Raw genomic sequence first — 20,510 nt, forward strand, 5'->3', positions numbered from 1 at the left:
CCGGACAGAGGCGAACAAGTTTCGCAATACTGGCGTTGCGGGTCGCCCCGCAAGGAACGGGCGGCCCCGGCGCGGTGCGAACGCCGGGGCCGCCCACCGGAGAGAGGTCTGTGCGAGGCCGCTACTCCTTACGGCGATGATGCGCCGAAAAACGTTACGGCGTGGCCAGTTCCCGGACATCCAGGTCGCCGTCGGCGTACCGGGAGCGCACCACCTTCTTGTCGAACTTGCCGACGCTGGTCTTCGGCACCACGTCGACGAACGCCCACCGCTCCGGCAACTGCCAGCGGGCCACCGCCCCGGCCAGGAACTCGCGCAGCTCCTCCGCGGAGGCCGACGCACCCGCCCGGAGCACCACCGTGGCCAGGGGCCGCTCGTCCCAACGCTGATCCGGTACGCCCACCACGCAGGCCTCCAGCACCGCCGGGTGGGCCATCAACGCGTTCTCCAGCTCCACCGAGGAGATCCACTCCCCGCCGGACTTGATCACATCCTTGGCCCGGTCGGTGAGGGTGATGTAGCCATCCGCCGAGAGGGTGCCGACATCACCGGTACGCAGCCAGCCGTCGCGGAACTTCTCCGGATCCGGTGCCTCGTCCCCGACGTACCGGCCGGTGATCCACGGCCCGCGCACCTCCAACTCGCCGACGGAGCTCCCGTCGGCGGGCAGCGGCTGCCCCGCCGGGCCGACGATGCGGGCCTGCACCCCGGCCGGCACCCGGCCCTGCGTGTACCGGTAGCGCCAGGCGTCCTCGCCGGACGCGCCGGCCGGCGGGCGGGCCACCGAACCCAGCGGCGACATCTCGGTCATCCCCCAGGCGTGGATCACGTCGACGCGGTGCCGGTCGTCGAACGCGTGCATCAGCGACGGCGGGCAGGCCGAACCGCCGACGATCACCTCCTTCAGCGAGGAGGTGTCGACGTCGTTGCCGTCCAGGTGGGCCAGCAGGTCGGTCCAGATGGTCGGCACCGCGCCGGCCAGGGTCGGCCGCTCCGCGGCGATCATCTCGGCGATCGGCGCGGCCTGGAGAAAACGGTCCGGCATCACCAGCGACGCGCCGGAGAGGAAGGCCGCGAACGGCAGACCCCACGACATCGCGTGGAACATCGGCACGATGGCCAGCTCGCGATCGGTCGGCCCGAGCCCGAAGCCCTCCGGCATGCAGATCTGCAACGAGTGCAGATAGATCGAGCGGTGCGAGTAGGCGACCCCCTTGGGGTTGCCGGTGGTGCCGGAGGTGTAGCAGAGGGCGGCGGCGTCGCGCTCGTCGACCTCGGGCCAGTCGTACACCTCCGGCCGGTCGGCCAGCAGCGCCTCCCAGTGGTGTACGGCGATCCGGTCGCCGGCCGCGGCCGTCAGCGGGGCGGGATCACCGCCGCCGACCACCACCACGTGCCGGACGCTGGTCATCCCCCCGATGGACTTCGCCAGCAGCGGGATCAGCGTCGAGTCGACCAGCACCACCCGGTCCTCGGCGTGGTTGGCGATGTAGCTGATCTGGTCCGCGAAGAGTCGGATGTTCAGCGTGTGCAGCACCGCGCCCATGCTGGGCACGGCGAAGTACGCCACCAGGTGCTCGGTGTTGTTCCACATGAAGGTGGCGACCCGCTCGTCGCCGGTCACCCCGCACTCGGCGCGCAGGGCGTGCGCGAGTCGGGCGGCGTCCCGCCCGATCTGGGCGTACGTGCTGCGGCGCGGTTCCGCGCCGGTCCACGTCACCACCTCGGCCGTGCCGTGCACGGTGGCGCCGTGTTCGAGGATCCGGGAGACCTGGAGCGGGGCGTCCATCATCGTGCTACGCATGGGTAACAAGTTAGTGTCGCCGGTCACACGTTGGGAACCCCCGTAAATTGTCCGGGTGAGCATCTCCTGGGCTGATTCGTACGTCGGGCAGCTGCGTGCCCTGGCCGGCGACCGGACGCTGATGTTCGTCGGTGCCCGCGCCGTGGTGCGCGACAACTCGGCTCGCGTCCTGCTGATCCGCCGCTCCGACAACGGGCAGTGGGCGATGCCCGCCGGCGCGATGGAGCTGGGCGAGTCGATCGCCGACTGCGCCGTGCGGGAGGTACGCGAGGAGACGGGGCTACGGGCCCTGCGGGTGAACGCCTTCGCGCTCTACACCGGGCCGGATCGCACCCACACCAACATGTACGGCCACACGTACCAGATCTTCACCACCGCGTTCCGGGTCGAGGAGTGGGACGGCCAGCTGGCCCGGGTCACCGACGAGACCACCGACGCCGGCTTCTTCCACCGCGACGCGATGCCGCACCCGCTCTCCACCAGCGTCCGGGAAACCCTGGCCGACCTGGACGTCTTCGAGCAGACCAACCGCCTGATCTTGAAGTGAGCCGGTGCAGCGACCACGATTCCGTCGGAACCGCCCCTGGATCTGCCGTCAGAGCATCGTCTGGGACTTCGCCTCCATCTCGGCGGCGGCCTCCGGTTTCGACTCACGGTCGAGCGGCTTGCCGCCGGGAGCGGGCCCCTCACCACCCAGACCGTCGGTGCCGCCGGTCGCTCCCTGCGGACCCGCACCGCGCAGCATCTCGTTCGGCAGAGCCAGGGTGACCAGCACCGCCACGATCGCGATCAGTCCCGTGATCAGGAAGACCAGGTGCAGTGACTCGACGAAGGCCGCCTGGACGGCGGCGCGCACCGGGGCCGGCAGCGCCAGGATGGTCGCCGGGTCGTCGACCGAGACGCCGGCGCCACCGGTGGCGCCCGTGGTGGCGCGCTGCTCCGGGGTCAGTTGGGCGACGGCACCAGGTAGCCGGTCGGCCATCTCGGAGGCGAGCCGGGAGGAGAGCACCGCGCCGAGGATCGCCACCCCGAAGGACCCGCCGAGCGAGCGGAAGAAGGTCGCCGAGGAGGTGGCGGCGCCCAGGTCCCGCGTCGAGACCGCGTTCTGCACCGCGAGGACCAGCGACTGCATGCAGAGCCCCAGCCCCACGCCGATCACCACCATGAAGCCGAACGCCATCCAGAGTGAGGTGCCCACCTGCAACCGGGTGAAAAGCAACATCCCGACCAGCAGCACCGCCGACCCGGCCACCGGGAACCACTTGTAACGGCCGATCCGGCTCATCGCCCGCCCGGTGAGCACCGAGGTGACGATGATGCCGGCCATCATCGGCAGCATCAGCAGACCGCTTCGGGTCGGCGAGGCGCCCTTGACGATCTGGAGGTAGAGCGGGATGAAGATGATCGACCCGAACATCACCAGGCCGAGCACGAACCCGGCGCTGTTGGCCAGGGCGAAGGTCGGGCTGCGGAACAGGCGCAGCGGCAGGATCGGTTCGGCTACCCGGCTCTCCTGGAGCACGAAGAGCACCCCCAACGCCGCTCCGGCGGCGAGCAGCCCGATGACCACCCCGGAGCCCCAGGGGTAGGTGTTGCCACCCCAACTCAACGCGAGCAGCAGGCAGCTCACCCCGGCGACCAGCAGCATCGCGCCGAGCCAGTCGATCGCGTGGTCACGGCGGTTGAACGGCACCAACCGCATCACCCGCGAGCAGACCACGATGGCCAGGATGGCCAGCGGTACGTTGATGTAGAAGATCCAGCGCCAGTTGGTCTCGGCGAAGTAGCCGCCGACCAGCGGCCCCGCAACCGAGGCGATCCCGAACACCGCACCGAAGACACCCTGGTACCGACCGCGTTCGCGGGGCGAGACCACGTCGGAGATGATGGTGAAGGCCAGGGTGATCAGGCCACCGGCGCCGAGTCCCTGCACCCCGCGGGTAATGATCAACTGAGTCATGTCCTGGGACAGCCCGGCGAGCAGCGAACCGAGCAGGAACGTCCCGATGGAGAAGAGAAACACCGGGCGGCGGCCGTACAGGTCGGCCATCTTGCCGTAGAGCGGGGTCGAGGCGGTCGAGGCGAGCAGGTACGCCGTCACCACCCACGAGTAGTGGCTGATCCCGCCCAGTTCACCGACGATGGTCGGCAGCGCGGTCCCGACGATGGTCTGGTCGAGCGCGGCCAGCAGCATCCCGGTCATCAGACCGAACATCAGCAGCCGGATCTGCCCCTTGCCCAACACCGGCGCCGCGTTCTCCTCCGTGGTCACTCCGCCTTCTTTCCCCGATCACCGCAAACATGCCCGCCGACGCGGAATGCCGCTCCGCCCGCGGGCCGGGCCGCAGGTTTGACCCCGCCGGGCGGAGGGGAACCGCCGGCATGGCACGAGCAGCAGCTGAACAGCTCCGGCTCGCCGACGTCGTGCAGAGCTGGCTCGGGCGCCCGGTCCTGGTGATCGGCGACGCCATGCTCGACGAGTGGCGGTTCGCCGACTCCGACCGGCTCTGCCGGGAGGCCCCGGCCCCGGTCCTCACCCTGCGCCGTCGCATCTCGGCGGCGGGTGGCGCGGCCAACACCGCGGTCAACATCGCCACGCTGGGCGGACGCTCGGTGCTGGTCGCACCCGTGGGCGCCGACGCGCCCGGTGACGAGCTGCACGACTGCCTGGACCGGGCCGGTGTCTGGGACCGTACGGTCAGCCAACCCGGCCGGCCCACCGCGGTCAAGCGCCGGATGCTGGCCGGCGACCAGATCCTGCTACGGGAGGACTCCGGCGACCCGGATGACCCGCTCAGCGACGCGGGCGTGGACTGCCTGCTCACCGCCCTGGACTGTGCGACCGAGGAGCTGCGGGCCGCCAGCGGCGGCGACGACCCGACGCTGGTCGTCTGCGACTACGGTCTCGGTGCCCTGTCCGCACCGGTACGCGCCTGGCTGGTCGCACACCGGGACCGGTACGCCACGGTCGCGCTGGACGCCCATGACCTCGCCGACTGGCGGGGCCTCGGCCCGACCGTGGTGACCCCCAGCTTCGCGGAGGCGACCCGGCTGCTCGCCCGGGCCGGCACCGCCGGACTGCATTTGGAGCATCCCGAGGCCGACCCCGCCGACGGGCCCTCCGAGTTGACCGTCGGCGCGGCACCGGGCGAAGCCGGGATGCGACGTACCGACGGACCGACCGGGGAGCCCACCCCGGGTGAGAACCGGGTGGCGATGACCGGCGACGGACTCAGTGTGACCGGCACCGGGGTGACTGTGAACGCCGAGGCCGGAGCCGGGGTGGACCGGGCGGTACTGGCCGAGTCCCGGCTCGCCGAGCTGCGTGCGCACACCGGCGCGGCGGTGGTCGCGGTGACCCTGGACACCGAGGGCGCGGTGGTCGGCGGCGCCGACGGGAAGCCGGCCCGCAGCCACAGCACACCCGTCCCGGCGAGCCACGCGGTCGGCGCCGGTGACGTGTACCTGGCGGCAATGACACTCGCGCTGGCTGCCGACGCCCCGCTGTCGACCGCCGCGCAGCTGGCTCAGCTGGCCGCGACGAGCACCGTCACCAGCACCGGCACCTGTGTCTGTCGCCGGGAGGATCTGCTGGCCGCGCTGGGCCGCCCGAGGGCCGACGGCGACGGGCGGCAGGTGCTGGTCGGCACCGGGAACCTGGCGGAGATCGTCGCCGAGCAACGCCGCGCGGGACGCGCGATCGTCTTCACCAACGGCTGCTTCGACGTGCTGCACCGGGGCCACGTGCGCTACCTGGAACAGGCCCGCGCCCTCGGCGACCTGCTGGTGGTGGCGGTCAACTCCGACGGCAGCGTACGCCGGCTAAAGGGGCCGGACCGGCCGGTGAACCCGGTAGAGGACCGCACCGCCCTGCTCGCCGCCCTCTCCTGCGTGGACCACGTGGTGGTCTTCGAGGAGGACTCGCCGGCCGCATTGATCGAGGCGATCCGCCCGGACGTCTACGTCAAGGGCGGCGACTACCCGCCCGAGCTGGTGCCGGAGGCGCCGCTGGTGCGACGGCTGGGCGGTCAGGTCCGCACCCTGGGGTACGTGCCGGACCGTTCCACCTCCACGATCATCAACCGGATCCGGGCGTACGGCCAGCCGGGTGCACCGCAGGCCACCAGCAGTGACCCGCAGCCCGCGACCGGCGCGAACGTCCCGCCGCTCACCGGCAAGGCGCCGTGAACCGACCACTCGACGCCGGCGCACCCGAGGAGTTCCGCGCGGACCGCCCGGTCGACGTGCTGATCCCGACTCGCAATCGTCCCGCCGAACTCGCCGTCACCCTCTCCGGGCTCGCCGCGCAGGAGGGCGTGCCAGGGTTCGGGGTGGTGGTCAGCGACCAGTCCGACGGCGACCCCGGGTACGCCCATCCGGCGGCCGCCACCATGGTCCGGGCGCTGCGCCATCGGGGGCACCCGGTGCTGCTGACCCGCCGGCTGCCCCGGCGCGGCCTCGCCGAGCACCGGGCCTTCCTGCTCGCCACCTCCGCCGCCCGGTACGTGCTCTGCCTCGACGACGACATCTGGCTGGAGCCGGGCACGCTGCGTCGGCTGGTGACCGCGATCGGCGAGCTGCGCTGTGGGTTCGTCGGCAACGCGGTACACGGCCTGTCGTACCTGGACGATGTGCGGCCACACACGCACCGGCACTACCGGGAGTGGACGGGCCGACCGGTGCCGGAACGGGTCCGTCCGGGCAGTCCCGAGTGGGACCGCGCGCAGATCCACTCGGCGGCGAACCTGCTGCACGTCACCGAGGCGTTGGCGCTGCCCGCCGGGAGCTGGCGGGCGTACCAGGTCTCCTGGATCGGCGGATGCGTCCTGTACGACCGGACCAAGCTCATCGACGCCGGCGGCTTCGAGTTCTGGCGCCGGGTGCAGGAGCGCCACCAGGGTGAGGACGTGGCCGCCCAGCTCGCCGTGCTGGCGCGCCACGGTGGCGCCGGGGTGCTGCCCAGCGGCGCGTACCACCTGGAGTCCCCCACCACGGTCACCGAGCGCGACGTGGAAGCCTGGGAGGTCGTGCTGGCCGAGGCGGACGCGGACGCCTGACGCCCGCCGCGAACACCTGGCGCCGCCGCGTTAACAGGGGACCCTTCCTATACACGAGGCGTTAACAGGGGGCCCTTCCTTACTCGAATCCTTACTCGAATAGCAGTTCGCGGGAGGCTTCTGCCACCTCGGCCACCGGGACGTCGGCGACGAAGGAGTCCCGGTGCGGGCACTCGCCGTCGCCGGGACGGTGCGGGTAGACGCCGGGGGTGCAGTCCACGCCGCAGACCGGGCAGTGCACCGTCCAGGAGATGATCGGGCGGTGCCGGCCACGGAGTGCGGTGGCGGTGGTGATCAGGTTGCCGACCCAGAAGATGCCGACGGTGGGGGTGCCGACGGCGGCGGCGAGATGCAGCGGGCCGGTGTCGTTGGAGATCACCAGCGCGCAGCCGGCGTAGCAGCCGACCAGCCCGCCCAGGCTGAGCGTGCCCACCTGTGGCCGGACCGGCACCCGCGCTGCCGCGACCACCTGGTCGACCACGTCCTGCTCGGCGGGGGTACCGGTGACCAGCACCTCGTAGCCGTCGGCGTGCAGCGTCCGAGCCAGTTGGCCGAAGCGGTCGGCGGGCCAGCGGCGACGGGTGTCGGTCGCGCCCGGGTGCAGCGCCACCCGGGGGCGGTCCGGCTCGCCGAGCACGGTCCGCGCCTCGGCACGGTCGGCGTCAGTCACCGCCAGCGTCGGGGTGATCGTGGTGGCCGGTGCGCCGACCAGCGCCACCGCCTCCAGATAGCGGATCACCTCGGGCTGGTAGTAGACGTAGCGCAGCCAGCGGTCCAGCGGCGGCGCGTCCTCGGCCCGCAGCCCGGCGGTGACCCGGGCGCCGAGCGCGGCGACCAGCGGGTTCGAGTTCGCCCCGCCGCCGTGCAGTTGGAGCGCCAGGTCGAAGCGTTCCGCGCGGGTGGCGGCCAGGAAGTCGACCATGCTCGACTCGGGCTCGCCGGCGGTCACCTCGCGGATGCCCGGTGCGGGCGGCACCACCAGCACCCGGTCCACCGGGCCCGGCCGGTCGCGCCACAGTCCCTGGTGCCAGGGCGCGCCGAGCAGCACGATCTCCGCCTGCGGGTACCCGGCCCGCAACGCCTGAAGCGCCGGCAGCACGAAGATGAAGTCGCCGAGCGCGTTGGCGCGCAGCACCGCGATCCGGGCCACGTCGGGCACCGGCTCGGCGGCCTCGACCAGCAGCGGCGTCGCGGCCAGGGCCACGTGCTACCGGCCCGACTCGCCAGCGGCGACGTCCGGCTGGTGCAGCTCCCGGTCGGCGGCCGGGTCGACGCTGCTCGGCGTACCGCCGGACGGGCCGGCGGGACGCGGGCCGGTGCGACCGACGGTGATGGTGCGCGACGCGCCCCGGGTCGCCCGGGGCAGCCGTACCCGCAGCAGCCCGTGGTCCATCACCGCGTCGATCTCGTCCGGGTCCACCCGTGACGGCAGCTGCACGCGGTACTCGAAGCCCCGGGTCTCGAAGCCGCCGGGGATGCCGTGGTCGGCGTTGACCTCGGCCTCGGTCCGCGCCCGTACGCACAGCTCGCGGTCTTCCAACTCCACCGCGACCTCCTCCGGCGCGACGCCGGGCAGCCGGACGACGACCTCCCACCCGTCGGCGGTCTCACCCAGCTCCACCTCGGGTGGACCTGGCCGGCCACCGACCAGCCGACTCAGCTCGGCCCGCAGCGACTGCAGTTCGCCCATCGGGTCCCAGCCCTGCTGCCCACCCCGCCAACCTCGGCCCGGCCTGGTCATCGCACATCTCCCATCCGTTGGCTGGCGGCCGCCGGCCGCAGGGAACTCGGAGCGTCCAGGTTCGCGTCGCGGTCGATCCCGACACCGAGCCGGTCGACGAGTTCGCCGCCCAGCCAGGCGCCGATCCCGAGGATGCCGAGCGCCACCACCTCGATGGCGATCAACGCGCCACCGGCCGCCCGTGAGTCGGCGTTGAGCCGCACCACCCAGACGGCGGCGAAGAGCAGGATCACCGCGACGTTCGCGGCGGCGTGGGTGAGCGCCACCCGCTTGGCCCGGGTGCCGGTCGGGATGGCCAGCAGGTCGAACACTCCGGCCGCCGCGGCCAGCAGCCCGCCGATCAGGCCGATGGTCAGATTCCAGTACGCCACCTCGCCGAGGAAGTCCGGCCCGCCGACGGTGTCGACGATGTCGAACAGCACGGCGGTCACCAGCAGCGCGACCGGAAACATCACCAGCATCGGATGGACGGGATGGCCCAGGATCTTGAGTCGACTCTCCATCGCCGGGCCTCCACTGTCTGTTTGGCGGGCGCTGCTTGTGGCCGTACCCCGGTCACCGGGGGACAAACCTCTCGGCGGGCGCGACTAAACTGACGGTGGCGGTTTCCCGCCCGGGTGCCGTCACCACGGTCAACTCCACGGGGAGGCACACAGTGACGGTGGAGATCACATCAACGGCCGAACTGACCGAACTACTCGGCACACCTGGGCCCCGCGCGGTCGCCAAGGAACGCCCCAGGCTGCACGAACGTGACCGGCAATGGCTCGCCGCGTCGCCGTTCTGCCTGGTCGCCACCGCCGGGGCGGACGGCACCTGCGACGTCTCCCCCAAGGGCGACCCGCCCGGCTTCGCGCTGGTGCTGGACGACCAGACCATCGCGCTCCCCGAACGCCCCGGCAACAAGCGGGCCGACGGCTACCGCAACATCCTGGCAAACCCGCACATCGGGTTGATCTTCATGATTCCCGGGCGTACCGACACCCTGCGGATCAACGGTCGGGCGCGGCTCCTGCGCGACGCGCCCTGGTTCGACGAGATGGTGATCAAGGGGCATCGGCCGGTGCTCGCCGTGGTGGTCGAGATCGAGCAGATCTTCTACCACTGCTCGAAGGCGTTCCTCCGTTCCGAGCTGTGGCAGCCGGAGACCTGGCTGCCGGATCAGCTGCCCAGCCGGGCCCGCCTCATCAAGGAGGTGGAGTCCCCGGCGGAAACCCTCGACGACCTGGAGCGCCGCTACGGGCCTGAGTACGCCACCACGCTCTACGCCTGACCTCGCCAGCCACGCCCCCTGGGCCCGGGCCCGCCGCCCGGCGATTGCGGGGATACTGCGGCCTCACGTCCTCCCGGACACGGCAGTATCCCTGCGGTTGTGCACCCGCTGTCGGGGTCAGGTGCTGGACGGAGCGGCAGCGATCATCCACAGGTGACCGTCCGGGTCGGCGAAGGTGCCCGCGTATCCCCAGGGCTGCTGACCAGGTTCGGTGACCACCTTGCCGCCGGCAACCCGGGCCCGCTCGACGAGCGCCTTCACCTCGGCCGGGCCGGTCGCGTCCAGGCCGAGCACGCACTCGCTCTGCCGGGAGTCCGCCACCTCCCGACCGCCCAGCACCCAGCCGAACCCGCCGGTCGGCACCAGCATCAGCCGCAGCCCGTCGTTGACCTCGAACTGCAACGGCTCGGGCAGACCGTCCTCGGCCGGCTCACCGACGGCGGTCAGACCGAGCGCGGCCCGGTAGAAGTCGTGGGAGATCTGCCGATCGACGATCGGCAGGCTGACGACGACCGACGCAAAAGGCACGGGAACCTCCGGTGCTCGTAAGGGACTCCATCGGATCCCTCGGAACCTACCGGTGACGTCCGACAGAAGGGGCCGGATCGACACGGCCACCAAGGCGAGCCATCGGATGAGCCGACCACGGTGACCGGACTACGAGTGGGATGAGTGTCGTCCAGGTGGTGCCCGCAGGGTGACTCAGCCTCCGGCACCCGGGCCGTCGACCACGCTGATGGTCCACTAGCTGCGGGGTAGCACGGTAGCGGCGATGATGGCGTTGTTGACGATCGTCGCAGTCACGGTGCGGGTCACGGCATCCGCGGCGGCTCCGGCTCCCCAGTTGCCCCGCTCGAGCTCCTTTGCCCGCTTGATCACCGGTGACGTCCACGGAATCTCGCGGTGGAACTGTGGGAGCGTTCCGCTACCCGAGATCAGTGCCACGAGTGCGGCGACCCGCGCCCGCGGTTCGGCGCCGTCCACCAGGACCTGCCGGACTTCGCCGAGGAGCCGGGCCCGGCGTCCGTTCCCACCGACCCTGAGGGCGGTCGTCCGGAACAGACCGAGCACCTTACGATCCCCTCGGTCGATGTCGCCGCGTTCGACGAGTCGTTCCAACACCGGTCCGCGCAGCGGGGGGCCGATTGCCGCGAGTGCCGTCTGGACACCCCGGGGTTTCTTGGCAAGGTAGTCCCACGCGGATCGGAGGATGTCGTCCGACGGTGCCTGGCCCTCGACGATCGCCACCCTGCCGCGGGCCGCCGTGGTCACGTGATCGCCAAGGGCGAGGTCTGCGAGTACGGCTCCCGCGAGGACGTAGAAGAGGGTGTTCTCCCCGGCGATGGTGCCGGAGTCGGGCTGGAACAGCAGGAGCAGCAGGTCCTCCACCAGAGTCGGGGCGTCGGGCTGCTCCGCCTCGGCGGGCGTCTCGGCCCGCCCATCGAAGGAATCGTCAGGTTGCCAGGTCATCGGCGGGGCTCCCAGCGGAAGAGTCGGGTGGCGAGGGCGGTGGCGATGACGACCCAGCCCAGGGTGGGTGCGAGCAGGAGGAGGGAGTCGGTGACAGCGACGCCGCCGTTCCAGGCGTTCATGATCAGCTCGGTGGCGGAGCCGCCGGGTAGCAGCCGCTTGAGCAGGGTGAGGTCCTCGGTGCCGCTGACGCCGACCCAGCTGGCGACGGCGACCACGCCGAGGGTGACGGGCAGGGTGGTGACCTGGGCGTGCTCGGGTGAGTTCGTCAGCCCCGCGGTGGCCAGAGCCAGGCCGATCATCATGGTCAGGGTCGCGAGGGCCGCCACCACGAGCAGGACGACGTTGGCCGGTTCGCTGGCGACCACGGCCAGCGCGGTCAGGATCGCGGCCACCTGCACCAGGGCGAGGACAGTGACGGGTAGCAGCAGGCCGGCGAGAATGCTGGCGTCTCCGGTGGCGGTGGAGCGCAGCCGTTTGAGGAAGAGGTTCTGCCGCCGGGAGGCCAGAGTGGTTACCGCCGTGGCGTAGAGCCCGAACGCGGCCACGGTGAACATCACGATCGCCGCGATGTAGCCGAGGCTGCCGATGGCCGCGAAGGTCTCGTGCTGGCGGACGAAGAACACGCAGACGGCCACCGGGATGATGAGGCTGGTGATCAGCACCAGCCGGTTCCGGAAGATTTGGATCAGCTCGCTGGCAGCGATGGGAAACACGGGTTTCTATTCCTCTCGGGAACGGTCGGGCAGTGGGGCGATTCAGCTGCTGAGGGTGCGGAAGACGTCGTCGAGTCGGGTCGGCCCGGCCTCCAGGTCCGGCAACTCCACGGCCTGATCCTGTGCCCACCGGAGCAGGACGTGCAGGTCCTTCTGCAGTTCGAAGGTCTCGATCACGACCTTCCGGTCACCGTCGACGGCGGCCTGCAGCGGCAGCGCCGGTGCCGGTGCCGGTAGCGAGAAGCGGATGACTGCCGGCAGGGTGCGCGTCAGTTCGGAGACCGTGCCCTCCCGGTGGAGGGTGCCCTGGTGCATGAGCCCGATGCGGTCGGCGCGCTGCTGCGCCTCCTCCAGGTAGTGGGTGGTGAGCACGATGGTGGCGCCGTTCTCACGTAGCCGGTCCACCGTCGCCCAGAGGTCGTCACGGGACTGGATGTCCAGGCCGGTGGTCGGTTCGTCCAGGAAGATCAGCTCCGGCGTCCCGTAGACAGCGGTGGCGAAGTCCAGCCGCCGTTTCTCCCCGCCGGAGAGCTGCGCCACCTTCCGGCCCGATCGGTCGGTCAGAGCGACGAGGTCGAGCACCCGATCGACGTCGTCGACGCGTTGGGTGAGCTTGCCGATCAGGCGGACCGACTCGCGAACCGTGAGATCCGGAGAAAATCCGCTCTCCTGGAGCATGACGCCCATCCGGGGACGCACCTCCCGTCGCTCGCGCGGGCTGTGCCCGAAGGCCCGCACGGTCCCCGAGGACGGCGTCCGGTGTCCCTCGATGGTCTCCAGCGCCGAGGTCTTCCCCGCCCCGTTCGTGCCGAGCAGCGCGTAGAGCTCCCCGCGGCGTACCTCGAAGGAGAGATCCTTGACGGCGTGGAAGTCGCCGTACTTGACGTTCAGTCGTTCGACTTCGATAACTGGCGTAGTGGACATGCCCCAATGACAGCAGCGGCCGCACCGACCCGGCAGTGGCACCACGTCACCGCAACGTGTGACGTGGTGTCACTGAACGCGGCCCCGGACCTGCCGGATACTCGGAGGGTGATCGCAAGATCGGTGCGCTTCACCGATACGACGCAGGGACGGCTGAACCCGCAGGACGGGCGGTTCCGCACCACCGCGCTCTTTCCCCGCACCCGTACCGACACCGCTCCGGCGACAGCGCGGGAGGCCGACCGATGACCACCATCGTGCTCGCCGACGACGAGGCGCTGCTCCGCAAGGCCCTCGCCGCGCTACTCCCCCTGGAGGGCGACATCACCGTACTCGCCGAGGCGTCCGACGGTGAGACAGCCGTCGAGGCCACCCTGCGGCACCAGCCCGACGTGCTGGTCATCGACCTGGAGATGCCGGGTCTGGACGGACTCGGGGCTGCCGCGCAGATCCGCCGGGCACGCCCGGAACAGGTGATCCTCATGCTGACCCGACACGCCAGGCCCGGCGTGCTGCGCAAGGCTCTGAAACTCGGCGTCCAGGGTTTCGTCAGCAAATCCGCCGAGCCGGCACACATCACCTCGGTCATCACCACCCTGCACACCGGCAAACGCTGGATCGACCCGGAGGTGTCCGCGCTCGCCGTCATCGACGACTGCCCACTCACCGACCGCGAACTAGACGTGCTGCGGGTGACCGGCGAGGGCTACTCGGTCGCCGACATCGCGGCCCGGCTCCACCTCGCACAGGGCACCGTACGCAACTACCTCTCCAACGCCATGCAGAAGACCCAGACCCACACCCGGCACGAGGCGGCCCGCTACGCCCGCGAACACGACTGGCTGTAAGCAACGGCTGATCGTCGAATACTGACGACGTTCGGTACATGGGCGAACGCGAGGCCCTGACCAGCGATTCAGACCGCCACCAGGCGGGTCTCGGCGGTGCCGATGATCTATCCAGCGGCTGGCCGGCACGGCCGGCGGCGACGCGGTCGAGCGTGGAAAACGGCGAAGCCCAGGCCGATGACCTGGGCTTCTGTTCCGAGCCGCCTGACGGAATCGAACCGTCGACCTACGCCTACCGAACGTCACGAGACGCGGCTTGTTATTAATCGCCAGCGCCCGTCACTGAGCGGCCCGGACACTATCGTCAGATCATCGACGTTAGTCACCAATAGTTGTTGATTAGCAGAGGTTTTCGGGGGGTAAGCGGGGGCACTGTCGACCCCTTGCAGAACCTGCAGAACTCCGGTTCAGGTGATCTTGCGACGGTAGGCGGCCATCGCGAGCGCGTAGGCGATGACCAGGATTCCGGCGCACCAGGCGAGCGCGATCCAGATGTCGTTGCCGACCGGCTGTTGCTCGAACAGTGCTCGGATGGCGTTGACGATCGCGGTGACCGGCTGGTGCTCGGCGAAGGCTCGCACCGGGCCGGGCATCGTCTCGGTGGGGACGAACGCCGAACTGATGAACGGTAGAAAGATGAGTGGATACGAGAAGGCGGATGCTCCGTCCGGGGTGGACGCGGTCAAGCCAGGGATCACTGCGAGCCAGGTCAGGGCGAGGGTGAACAGCGTGAGCATGCCCGCCACGGCGAGCCAGGCCAGCAGGCCGGCGGAGGAGCGGAAGCCGATCGCCAGCCCAACTCCGATGATGACCGCCACAGAGATGGCGTTGGACACCAGAGAGGTCAGCACATGACCCCACAGCACTGACGACCGGGCGATCGGCATCGAGTGGAACCGTTCGAAGATGCCGCTCTTCATGTCCGTGAACAGCCGGAATCCCGTGTACGAGATGCCGCTGGCGATCGCGATCAGCAGGATGCCGGGCATCAGATAGTTGACGTAGTTGTCGGTGTTGGCCTGGATCGCGCCGCCGAACACATACCGGAACAACAGCAGGAACGCGATGGGCATGATCGTAACGGTGATGATGGTGTCGAGGCTGCGGGTCACGTGCTTGATCGAGCGGTCGAGCATCACGCCGGTGTCACTGAGGACGTGAGTGGTCATGATCAGGCCTGCTTTCCGACGACGGAGAGGAACACTTCCTCGAGGGTGGGCTGCCGTTCCACGTACTCGACCTTGGCTGGCGGCAGCAGTTTCCGCAGTTCGGCCAGGGTGCCGGAGACGATGATCGTGCCCTCGTGCAGGATCGCGATCCGGTCGGCGAGCTTCTCGGCCTCTTCCAAGTACTGCGTGGTCAACAGCACCGTCGTCCCATCGCCGGCGAGCTTCTGGATCTCGTTCCATACCTCGATGCGGCCCTCTGGGTCGAGGCCGGTGGTCGGCTCGTCGAGGAAGATGATCGGAGGGTCACCGATGAGGCTCATCGCGATGTCGAGCCGGCGGCGCATGCCTCCCGAGTACGTCCCGACGCGGCGCCCGCCGGCGTCGGCCAGGCCGAACCGGTCGAGCAGTTCGTCCGCGGTCTCGCGGGGGTTGCCGAGCCGGCGGAGCCGGCCGACCATCACCAGGTTCTCCCGGCCGGTGAGGATGTCGTCGACGGCGGCGAACTGCCCGGTAAGGCTGATCGATTCGCGCACCCGCAGCGGCTCGGACCCGACGTCGAACCCGTTGACGCTTGCCGTGCCGCCGTCTGGCTTGAGCAGGGTGGACAGGATGCGTACGACTGTGGTCTTGCCGGCGCCGTTCGAGCCGAGCAGCGCGAAGATGCTGCCGGGCGCCACCTCGAAGTCGACGCCCTTGAGGACGGGTAGTTCCTTGTAGGACTTGCGTAGTCCGTCGACCCGGATCGCCGGGCTGGCTGTTGCCATGTGCCGCCTCCTATGTTTGGGCATGGGGCATCGTCGGGCGGCCGCCGTCGGCTCCGTCCGTGATGTGGGGATGTGTGTGATCGACGGGCGAGCCGGCGGCTCTTCCGTGGCTGGTCAGGCGTGGATCAGATGTCGAGATCCTCGATCGTCGGTTCGTGGACGGCGTCGAGAACCAGCTCGTAAAGCTCGGGCGGGATCATCTCGCGCAGCGCGTCCAGGTCGTCAGCGATGCGCAGGCTGGAGTCGGCGGGGATGCGTGTCCAGGACTGGTTGGCGCTCCAGTCGCCGACCCAGGCGCGCCAGCCGGTGCGGTATTTCTCGGCGTTCGGTGCGTTGTTCACGTGCGCCTCGGACCGCTCGAGGTGAACGACGTACTTCCCGCTGCGGGTCCGGTAGATCCGGTAGGTCTCGTCGCGCTCGTTGCCGGTCCGCTCCATCTCTGCCATCAGCATTCCGGAGAACCGCTGTTTGCGGCCGAGCCCGGGCCCGACGCGCACGACGACGTCGTCGTACCCCTGCTGCCGGCCTTCCTCGACCTCGACGTAACGGCGTAGCGCGGCGGCGATGGCCGCCGAGAGGGTGCCGCCGGCGAGTTCCTGGGCGCGCTGGAACAGCGGCAGGTCGTCGTCGGACACGTAGATGGTCTTGTTGGGCATGACCCGACTATACGCACACCTATACGTACACGCAACGCCTGGTCTACTGGCTGAGGGACTCCTGATAGACGTCGGCGTGGGTGGGCGAGTCCTTGATCAGGTCATCGCAGAAGGCGGCAACGTCGGTGCCGGTGACCTCCAGAACGCCCTTGCCGGCGGCGACGCCCTCCTCGAAGAAGTCGAGAATTCCACGAAGCAGGTCCCCGTCGAGCAGATCGATCGGCCCGACCTTGAACAGGTAGCGCTGCATCTCCTGGTAGACGATCCGATAGTCGGGCGGGAGAGCCTTGACCCGAGCGACATGCGCCCGCCACTGCTTCTTGCCCTCGATGATGTCCTGGATGCTCATGTCAGTCTCCCAACCGGGCCAGCTTGCGTGCGACGTTCCGGTTCAACTGCTCCCGCCACCGGTCGCGGTAACTGCGGGCTCCCACTCCGCCGGCCAGCGCCGCCGAGAAGCCGGCGATGTCGTCGCCGAGCACCTCGTCGATGCCCTGGCCGTCGGCCGCGGCTTCCTCGAGCAACCCGAGAGCGGCGTCGGCGATGGGGGTCAGGTTGCGGCCCGTGAAGCTCCCGTACGGGAAGAGGTGAGCCACGATCTGTCCCCACGCGGCCTGATAGTCGGCCGGCAACGCCTGCGCCCGGCCTTCGAACGCTTTCCACTCTCGGGTCAGATCGCTGCCCGTGATGGTCTCCCAGAAGCTCATGCCCCGCCCTCCTTGAGTTTGTCGATCCGCGAGGAGACGTACTGCCATTTCGTCCAGAACGTCGCGAGCTCCCTGCGCCCGGCGTCGTTGAGCGTGTAGAACTTGCGCGGCGGACCTACCTCGGACGGCCGCTTCGACACCTGGACGAGCTTGTTGCGCTCCAGGCGCAGCAGGATGGTGTACACCGTGCCGTCGATGACATCGGCGAAACCGAGCTCGTTCAGGCGGCGCGTGATGGCGTAGCCGTAGGTCTCCTCACGGCCGATGATTTCGAGCACGCAGCCCTCAAGCGTGCCCTTCAGCATCTCGGTCAGATCCTCCACCCCAACCCCCCAATCCGGTATCTAGTACGACCGGGTACTGGTACACGGTATCACCGAGTACCGCTAGGCGGTAGTACCGAGTACTGAAGACTTCTGCCGGTCAGGAGTGGAAGCGGTAGCCCAAGCGAGACTCGGCGAGAAGGCGGGTCCAACCGCGCAGGCCCCGGTCGAACCGGACGGCCCCATCCCCGCCAGCAGAACCCGCTAGCCGGCGCGGCGCAGCAGGTCCTCGAAAGTTTCCCGTCGCACCAGGGTCCTGGTCAGACCATCGGCGATGCCAAGTCGCGTGGCGGAGTTTTCGGGGGGTGACTCAAATCTTCATCGATACAAACGATGCCCCGACCTGCGTCTCCGCTGGTCAGGGCATCATCCCGAGCCGCCTGACGGAATCGAACCGTCGACCTACGCATTACGAGTGCGTCGCTCTAGCCGACTGAGCTAAGGCGGCAACGGTGGTCAAGTGTACGGCACGCGTCGGCCCGGGCCCGAGCGGGATTGCCGAGCGGCGAACCGGACACCGGTGCGTTTACGGCTCGGCACGCCCGGCCGGACGGCACTAGGCTCCAGCGGGTGACCGACGATCACCCCCGCTCCGACGAACCGGTCGACACCCCGCCCCGGCAGCCCGCCCCGGCGGATCCGTACGCCGAGGAAGCGACCGGCGGGCGGGCGTCCCGGCGGCCACGCAGCACCGATCCGCTGGAGCTGGGCTTCACGCCCCGCAAGCCGGTGCCGTGGCTGGCACCGTTCCTACTGATCAGCACCGGCCTGCGTACGCTGCTGGCGCTGCTGTTCGGCGCATACCTGGACAAGCGGGAGTTGCAGAAGGCGCTGGACGCGGAGATCGCAAAGCAGGTCGGGCCCGACGGCGGGCTGTGGCTCGACTACGTGGCCGATCTGGGTGACGGCTTCAACGCCACCTACTCGGTCGCGTACCTGCTCGCCCAGCGGGAGCTGGAGGTGGACGGGCACCGGCTGCCCCGGGCGCAGACCCTGGTGATGGGCGGCGACCAGGTCTACCCGTCGGCGGACTACGAGGCGTACGAGGATCGCTGCAAGGGGCCCTACCAGGCGGCGCTGCCGACCACACCGGAACCGTCGGTGCAGCCGACGATCTTCGCGGTCCCCGGTAACCATGACTGGTACGACGGATTGACCGCGTTCCTCCGGCTTTTCGTCCGCACCCGGGACCGGCACTTCGGCGGCTGGCGTACCGGCCAGTCCCGCTCGTACTTCGCCGCCGAGCTGCCCGCCGGCTGGTGGTTGCTCGGGCTCGACGACCAGTCCGGGTCGTACGTCGACGACCCGCAGCTCACCTACTTCGACGCGGTGGCGAAGAAGCTCGGACCGCAGAGCCGGGTGATCCTGGCGGTGCCGGCCCCGCAGTGGGTCAAGGCCGTCGACCAGCCCAAGGCGTACGACTCGATCGACTACTTCATCCGGACCATCATCGCGCCCACCGGTGCCCAGGTACGGCTGCTGATCTCCGGCGACCTGCACCATTACGCCCGGTACACCGGGCCCGACGGCCGGCAGTTGGTGACCTGCGGCAGTGGCGGGGCGTACCTCTATCCGACCCACAAGCTGCCCGAGCGGATCGAGGTGCCGCCTCGGGACACCATGGCCCGCCGGTCCAGCCCCTCCCGGACGTACGAGTTGGCCGGCCGCTACCCCGATGCGGCCCGGTCCCGCCGGTACGGCTGGGGGATCTTCGCCCGTCTGCCGCGCCGCAACCCGGGCTTCTCGACGTTGCTGGGCATCCTGCAGACCCTGCTGATGCTCTCCATGGCCGGCGTGACCGACTTCCGGTCCGAGGCCTCAGAGCAGCGGCTGTTCAGCGTACCGCTGGTGATGATGGTGCTGGTCACGGTGCTCGCGGCGGCCCTGTTCGCCAAGCCGCCCAGCTCCGGTGGCAAACGGCACGCCCGGCACTGGATCCTCGGCGTCGGGCACGGTCTGGCCCAGGTCGGGTTGGCTGCCGCCGGCACCTGGGCCTGGCTCGCCCTGCCGTTCCACGACTGGCCCTGGCCGCTGCCGGCGGTCGCCGCGGCGGTGGTCTACCTGCCGGTGATCGGACTGGTGGCCAGCCAACTGGTGGCCGGGTATCTGCTGATCGCCAGCGCGTTCGGGGTGAACGTCAACGAGTTGTTCGCCGGGCAGGGCATCGAGGACGCGAAGGGCTTCGTACGCCTGCGCATCGACCCCGACGGCACGCTCACCCTCTACCCGGTCGCGGTCGATCGGGTGGCCCGCGACTGGCGGATCAACACCGACCACTCCCCCGACGCCTCCTGGCTGACCCCCACCACCCCGCTGACCCCCCACCTGGCCGAACCCCCCATCACCCTCACCTAACCCCCCACCCCACCCCCACCCCCACCGGGGTGATCAAGAAGTTTGCGCCCTCCGCCGGGCCGATCCAGGGCGCAAACTTCTTGATCAACATGGTCAGGGGGTGGGGGCGTGGAGGCGGCTGCGGATCTCCGGGGCCGACTCCTGAGATCTGGTCCAGCGGATGCTCTCACTTGCTCGGAGACAGCATTACTTGACGAAGGATCTCGTCGACGACGCTCGCGAGAGGTGGGGTGGCGTCGATTACGGTACCGCTTCTCGGAATGTCTTCCTTCGTTCGCTGCAATCGAAAGATGAGTTCGCGCTCCGCCGGTTTGCCACCCCACTCGTCTTCCGGTCGCCCGTCAAGCCGCCGATGCAAAGTGCGCAAGTCGACGTCAAGGACAAAGACGCCATCAAACAAGTCGATGAACTTGTGAAAGTTTCGTGAGCCCCCGCAGAAGAAGGTCACCGGCTCGTCGTGGTTGGCGACCAGAGCCCTCACGTCGTCCACGCGCCAGATGTGGTGCTCGTGCCCGAGCCCTTCCAACGGCTCACCAGTCTCCGGGTCGCCCTGATAAGCCAGTTCCCGGTCACCATTGATGGCATGATAGCCGCGCCGCTGCAACTCTTTGCAGACCGAAGTCTTGCCGGTGCCGGAGACGCCCTCAATCAGATAGTTCCTCATGCCCATCGCTGGATGGTAACGAGCAAGGTGAGACGAATG

At 69.7% G+C, this 20,510-nt stretch carries 24 protein-coding genes and 1 tRNA gene; 8 read left to right on the top strand and 17 right to left on the bottom strand.

Translation table 11 applies throughout. The annotated features are described in order from the left end of the window. Positions 1-154: 154 nt before the first annotated feature. Positions 155-1,804, bottom strand: a complete 1,650-nt coding sequence (locus tag BMY89_RS16925) for a long-chain fatty acid--CoA ligase (RefSeq protein WP_092380964.1) — start codon at positions 1,802-1,804, stop codon at positions 155-157. A 55-nt stretch (positions 1,805-1,859) separates the two neighbouring features. On the opposite strand from BMY89_RS16925, the gene BMY89_RS16930 reads away from it, so the two are divergent. Further along, on the top strand, positions 1,860-2,351 hold the full coding sequence (locus BMY89_RS16930; RefSeq protein ID WP_092380965.1) for an NUDIX domain-containing protein: 492 nt from the start codon (positions 1,860-1,862) through the stop codon (positions 2,349-2,351). Between the two features lie 48 nt (positions 2,352-2,399). On the opposite strand, the gene BMY89_RS16935 is transcribed toward BMY89_RS16930, so the two are convergent. Next, on the bottom strand, positions 2,400-4,076 hold the full coding sequence (locus BMY89_RS16935) for an MDR family MFS transporter (RefSeq protein ID WP_232521390.1): 1,677 nt from the start codon (positions 4,074-4,076) through the stop codon (positions 2,400-2,402). Positions 4,077-4,186: 110 nt separating this feature from the next. On the opposite strand from BMY89_RS16935, the gene rfaE2 reads away from it, so the two are divergent. Together rfaE2 and BMY89_RS16945 are read left to right on the top strand one after the other, a co-directional pair. Next, positions 4,187-5,992, top strand: a complete 1,806-nt coding sequence (gene rfaE2 / locus BMY89_RS16940; RefSeq protein ID WP_092380966.1) for a D-glycero-beta-D-manno-heptose 1-phosphate adenylyltransferase — start codon at positions 4,187-4,189, stop codon at positions 5,990-5,992. Then, complete coding sequence (locus BMY89_RS16945; RefSeq protein WP_092380967.1) at positions 5,989-6,861, top strand: glycosyltransferase family 2 protein; 873 nt, start codon at positions 5,989-5,991, stop codon at positions 6,859-6,861. Before rfaE2 ends, BMY89_RS16945 begins: the two co-directional genes overlap by 4 nt. Before the next feature lie 91 nt (positions 6,862-6,952). Here the strand turns inward: BMY89_RS16945 and BMY89_RS16950 are convergent, their stop codons facing one another. The 3 genes from BMY89_RS16950 to BMY89_RS16960 are packed head-to-tail and all read right to left on the bottom strand — an operon-like array spanning position 6,953 to position 9,105. Beyond that, positions 6,953-8,059 carry a glycosyltransferase family 9 protein gene (locus tag BMY89_RS16950; RefSeq protein WP_092381207.1) on the bottom strand — a complete coding sequence of 369 codons (1,107 nt, stop codon included), beginning with the start codon at positions 8,057-8,059 and terminating at the stop codon, positions 6,953-6,955. Between the two features lie 9 nt (positions 8,060-8,068). Next, positions 8,069-8,602: an Hsp20/alpha crystallin family protein gene (locus tag BMY89_RS16955; protein WP_092380968.1), complete on the bottom strand. Its 534-nt coding sequence runs from the start codon at positions 8,600-8,602 to the stop codon at positions 8,069-8,071. Further along, on the bottom strand, positions 8,599-9,105 hold the full coding sequence (locus tag BMY89_RS16960; RefSeq protein WP_092380969.1) for a DUF2231 domain-containing protein: 507 nt from the start codon (positions 9,103-9,105) through the stop codon (positions 8,599-8,601). The genes BMY89_RS16955 and BMY89_RS16960 overlap by 4 nt, the downstream gene beginning before the upstream one ends. Before the next feature lie 152 nt (positions 9,106-9,257). Here BMY89_RS16960 and BMY89_RS16965 point away from each other — a divergent pair, with 152 nt between their 5' ends. Then, positions 9,258-9,875: a pyridoxamine 5'-phosphate oxidase family protein gene (locus BMY89_RS16965; protein WP_092380970.1), complete on the top strand. Its 618-nt coding sequence runs from the start codon at positions 9,258-9,260 to the stop codon at positions 9,873-9,875. 117 nt (positions 9,876-9,992) lie between these two features. Here the strand turns inward: BMY89_RS16965 and BMY89_RS16970 are convergent, their stop codons facing one another. From BMY89_RS16970 to BMY89_RS16985, 4 genes are all read right to left on the bottom strand, one after another. Then, a complete protein-coding gene (locus tag BMY89_RS16970; protein WP_092380971.1) occupies positions 9,993-10,403 on the bottom strand; it encodes a VOC family protein in 411 nt (136 codons plus the stop codon). Positions 10,404-10,619: 216 nt separating this feature from the next. Next, positions 10,620-11,345, bottom strand: coding sequence for a GOLPH3/VPS74 family protein (locus BMY89_RS16975; RefSeq protein ID WP_092380972.1), 726 nt, complete (start codon positions 11,343-11,345; stop codon positions 10,620-10,622). Continuing rightward, the gene (locus BMY89_RS16980; RefSeq protein WP_092380973.1) at positions 11,342-12,061 is read right to left on the bottom strand and encodes an ABC transporter permease; all 720 of its coding nucleotides are present in this window, start codon (positions 12,059-12,061) and stop codon (positions 11,342-11,344) included. The genes BMY89_RS16975 and BMY89_RS16980 overlap by 4 nt, the downstream gene beginning before the upstream one ends. Before the next feature lie 42 nt (positions 12,062-12,103). Beyond that, positions 12,104-12,985, bottom strand: a complete 882-nt coding sequence (locus tag BMY89_RS16985; protein ID WP_092380974.1) for an ABC transporter ATP-binding protein — start codon at positions 12,983-12,985, stop codon at positions 12,104-12,106. Positions 12,986-13,093: 108 nt separating this feature from the next. Here BMY89_RS16985 and BMY89_RS30420 point away from each other — a divergent pair, with 108 nt between their 5' ends. Genes BMY89_RS30420 through BMY89_RS29920 form a run of 3 tightly spaced genes read left to right on the top strand, consistent with a single transcriptional unit; the run spans position 13,094 to position 14,099 of the window. Next, positions 13,094-13,234, top strand: a complete 141-nt coding sequence (locus BMY89_RS30420) for a hypothetical protein (RefSeq protein ID WP_170147705.1) — start codon at positions 13,094-13,096, stop codon at positions 13,232-13,234. Further along, entirely contained in the window at positions 13,231-13,833 is a 603-nt protein-coding gene (locus BMY89_RS16990) for a response regulator transcription factor (protein WP_092380975.1), read from the top strand. The genes BMY89_RS30420 and BMY89_RS16990 overlap by 4 nt, the downstream gene beginning before the upstream one ends. A 38-nt stretch (positions 13,834-13,871) precedes the next feature. Then, a complete protein-coding gene (locus BMY89_RS29920) occupies positions 13,872-14,099 on the top strand; it encodes a hypothetical protein (RefSeq protein ID WP_139217960.1) in 228 nt (75 codons plus the stop codon). A gap of 141 nt (positions 14,100-14,240) precedes the next feature. Here BMY89_RS29920 and BMY89_RS16995 read toward each other — a convergent pair whose 3' ends face one another. From BMY89_RS16995 to BMY89_RS17025, 7 genes are all read right to left on the bottom strand, one after another. Beyond that, a complete protein-coding gene (locus BMY89_RS16995) occupies positions 14,241-15,002 on the bottom strand; it encodes an ABC transporter permease (protein ID WP_092380976.1) in 762 nt (253 codons plus the stop codon). Positions 15,003-15,004: 2 nt separating this feature from the next. Continuing rightward, positions 15,005-15,766, bottom strand: a complete 762-nt coding sequence (locus BMY89_RS17000; protein WP_092380977.1) for an ABC transporter ATP-binding protein — start codon at positions 15,764-15,766, stop codon at positions 15,005-15,007. A gap of 125 nt (positions 15,767-15,891) precedes the next feature. Next, a complete protein-coding gene (locus BMY89_RS17005; protein ID WP_092380978.1) occupies positions 15,892-16,422 on the bottom strand; it encodes an EXLDI protein in 531 nt (176 codons plus the stop codon). 43 nt (positions 16,423-16,465) lie between these two features. Beyond that, a complete protein-coding gene (locus BMY89_RS17010) occupies positions 16,466-16,771 on the bottom strand; it encodes a DUF1048 domain-containing protein (RefSeq protein ID WP_092380979.1) in 306 nt (101 codons plus the stop codon). Position 16,772: 1 nt separating this feature from the next. Then, positions 16,773-17,129: a DUF1048 domain-containing protein gene (locus BMY89_RS17015; protein WP_092380980.1), complete on the bottom strand. Its 357-nt coding sequence runs from the start codon at positions 17,127-17,129 to the stop codon at positions 16,773-16,775. Continuing rightward, positions 17,126-17,452, bottom strand: coding sequence for a PadR family transcriptional regulator (locus BMY89_RS17020; RefSeq protein ID WP_092380981.1), 327 nt, complete (start codon positions 17,450-17,452; stop codon positions 17,126-17,128). Before BMY89_RS17020 ends, BMY89_RS17015 begins: the two co-directional genes overlap by 4 nt. 374 nt (positions 17,453-17,826) lie before the next feature. Beyond that, positions 17,827-17,900, bottom strand: a tRNA-Thr gene (locus tag BMY89_RS17025). Positions 17,901-18,022: 122 nt separating this feature from the next. Here BMY89_RS17025 and BMY89_RS17030 point away from each other — a divergent pair. Then, positions 18,023-19,807: a metallophosphoesterase family protein gene (locus tag BMY89_RS17030; protein ID WP_092380982.1), complete on the top strand. Its 1,785-nt coding sequence runs from the start codon at positions 18,023-18,025 to the stop codon at positions 19,805-19,807. Positions 19,808-19,973: 166 nt separating this feature from the next. On the opposite strand, the gene BMY89_RS17035 is transcribed toward BMY89_RS17030, so the two are convergent. Beyond that, positions 19,974-20,477 carry an AAA family ATPase gene (locus BMY89_RS17035; protein WP_092380983.1) on the bottom strand — a complete coding sequence of 168 codons (504 nt, stop codon included), beginning with the start codon at positions 20,475-20,477 and terminating at the stop codon, positions 19,974-19,976. Between the last annotated feature and the right edge of the window lie 33 nt (positions 20,478-20,510).

Source organism: Micromonospora phaseoli (assembly GCF_900109115.1).
GTDB classification, from domain to species: Bacteria; Actinomycetota; Actinomycetes; order Mycobacteriales; family Micromonosporaceae; genus Micromonospora; species Micromonospora phaseoli.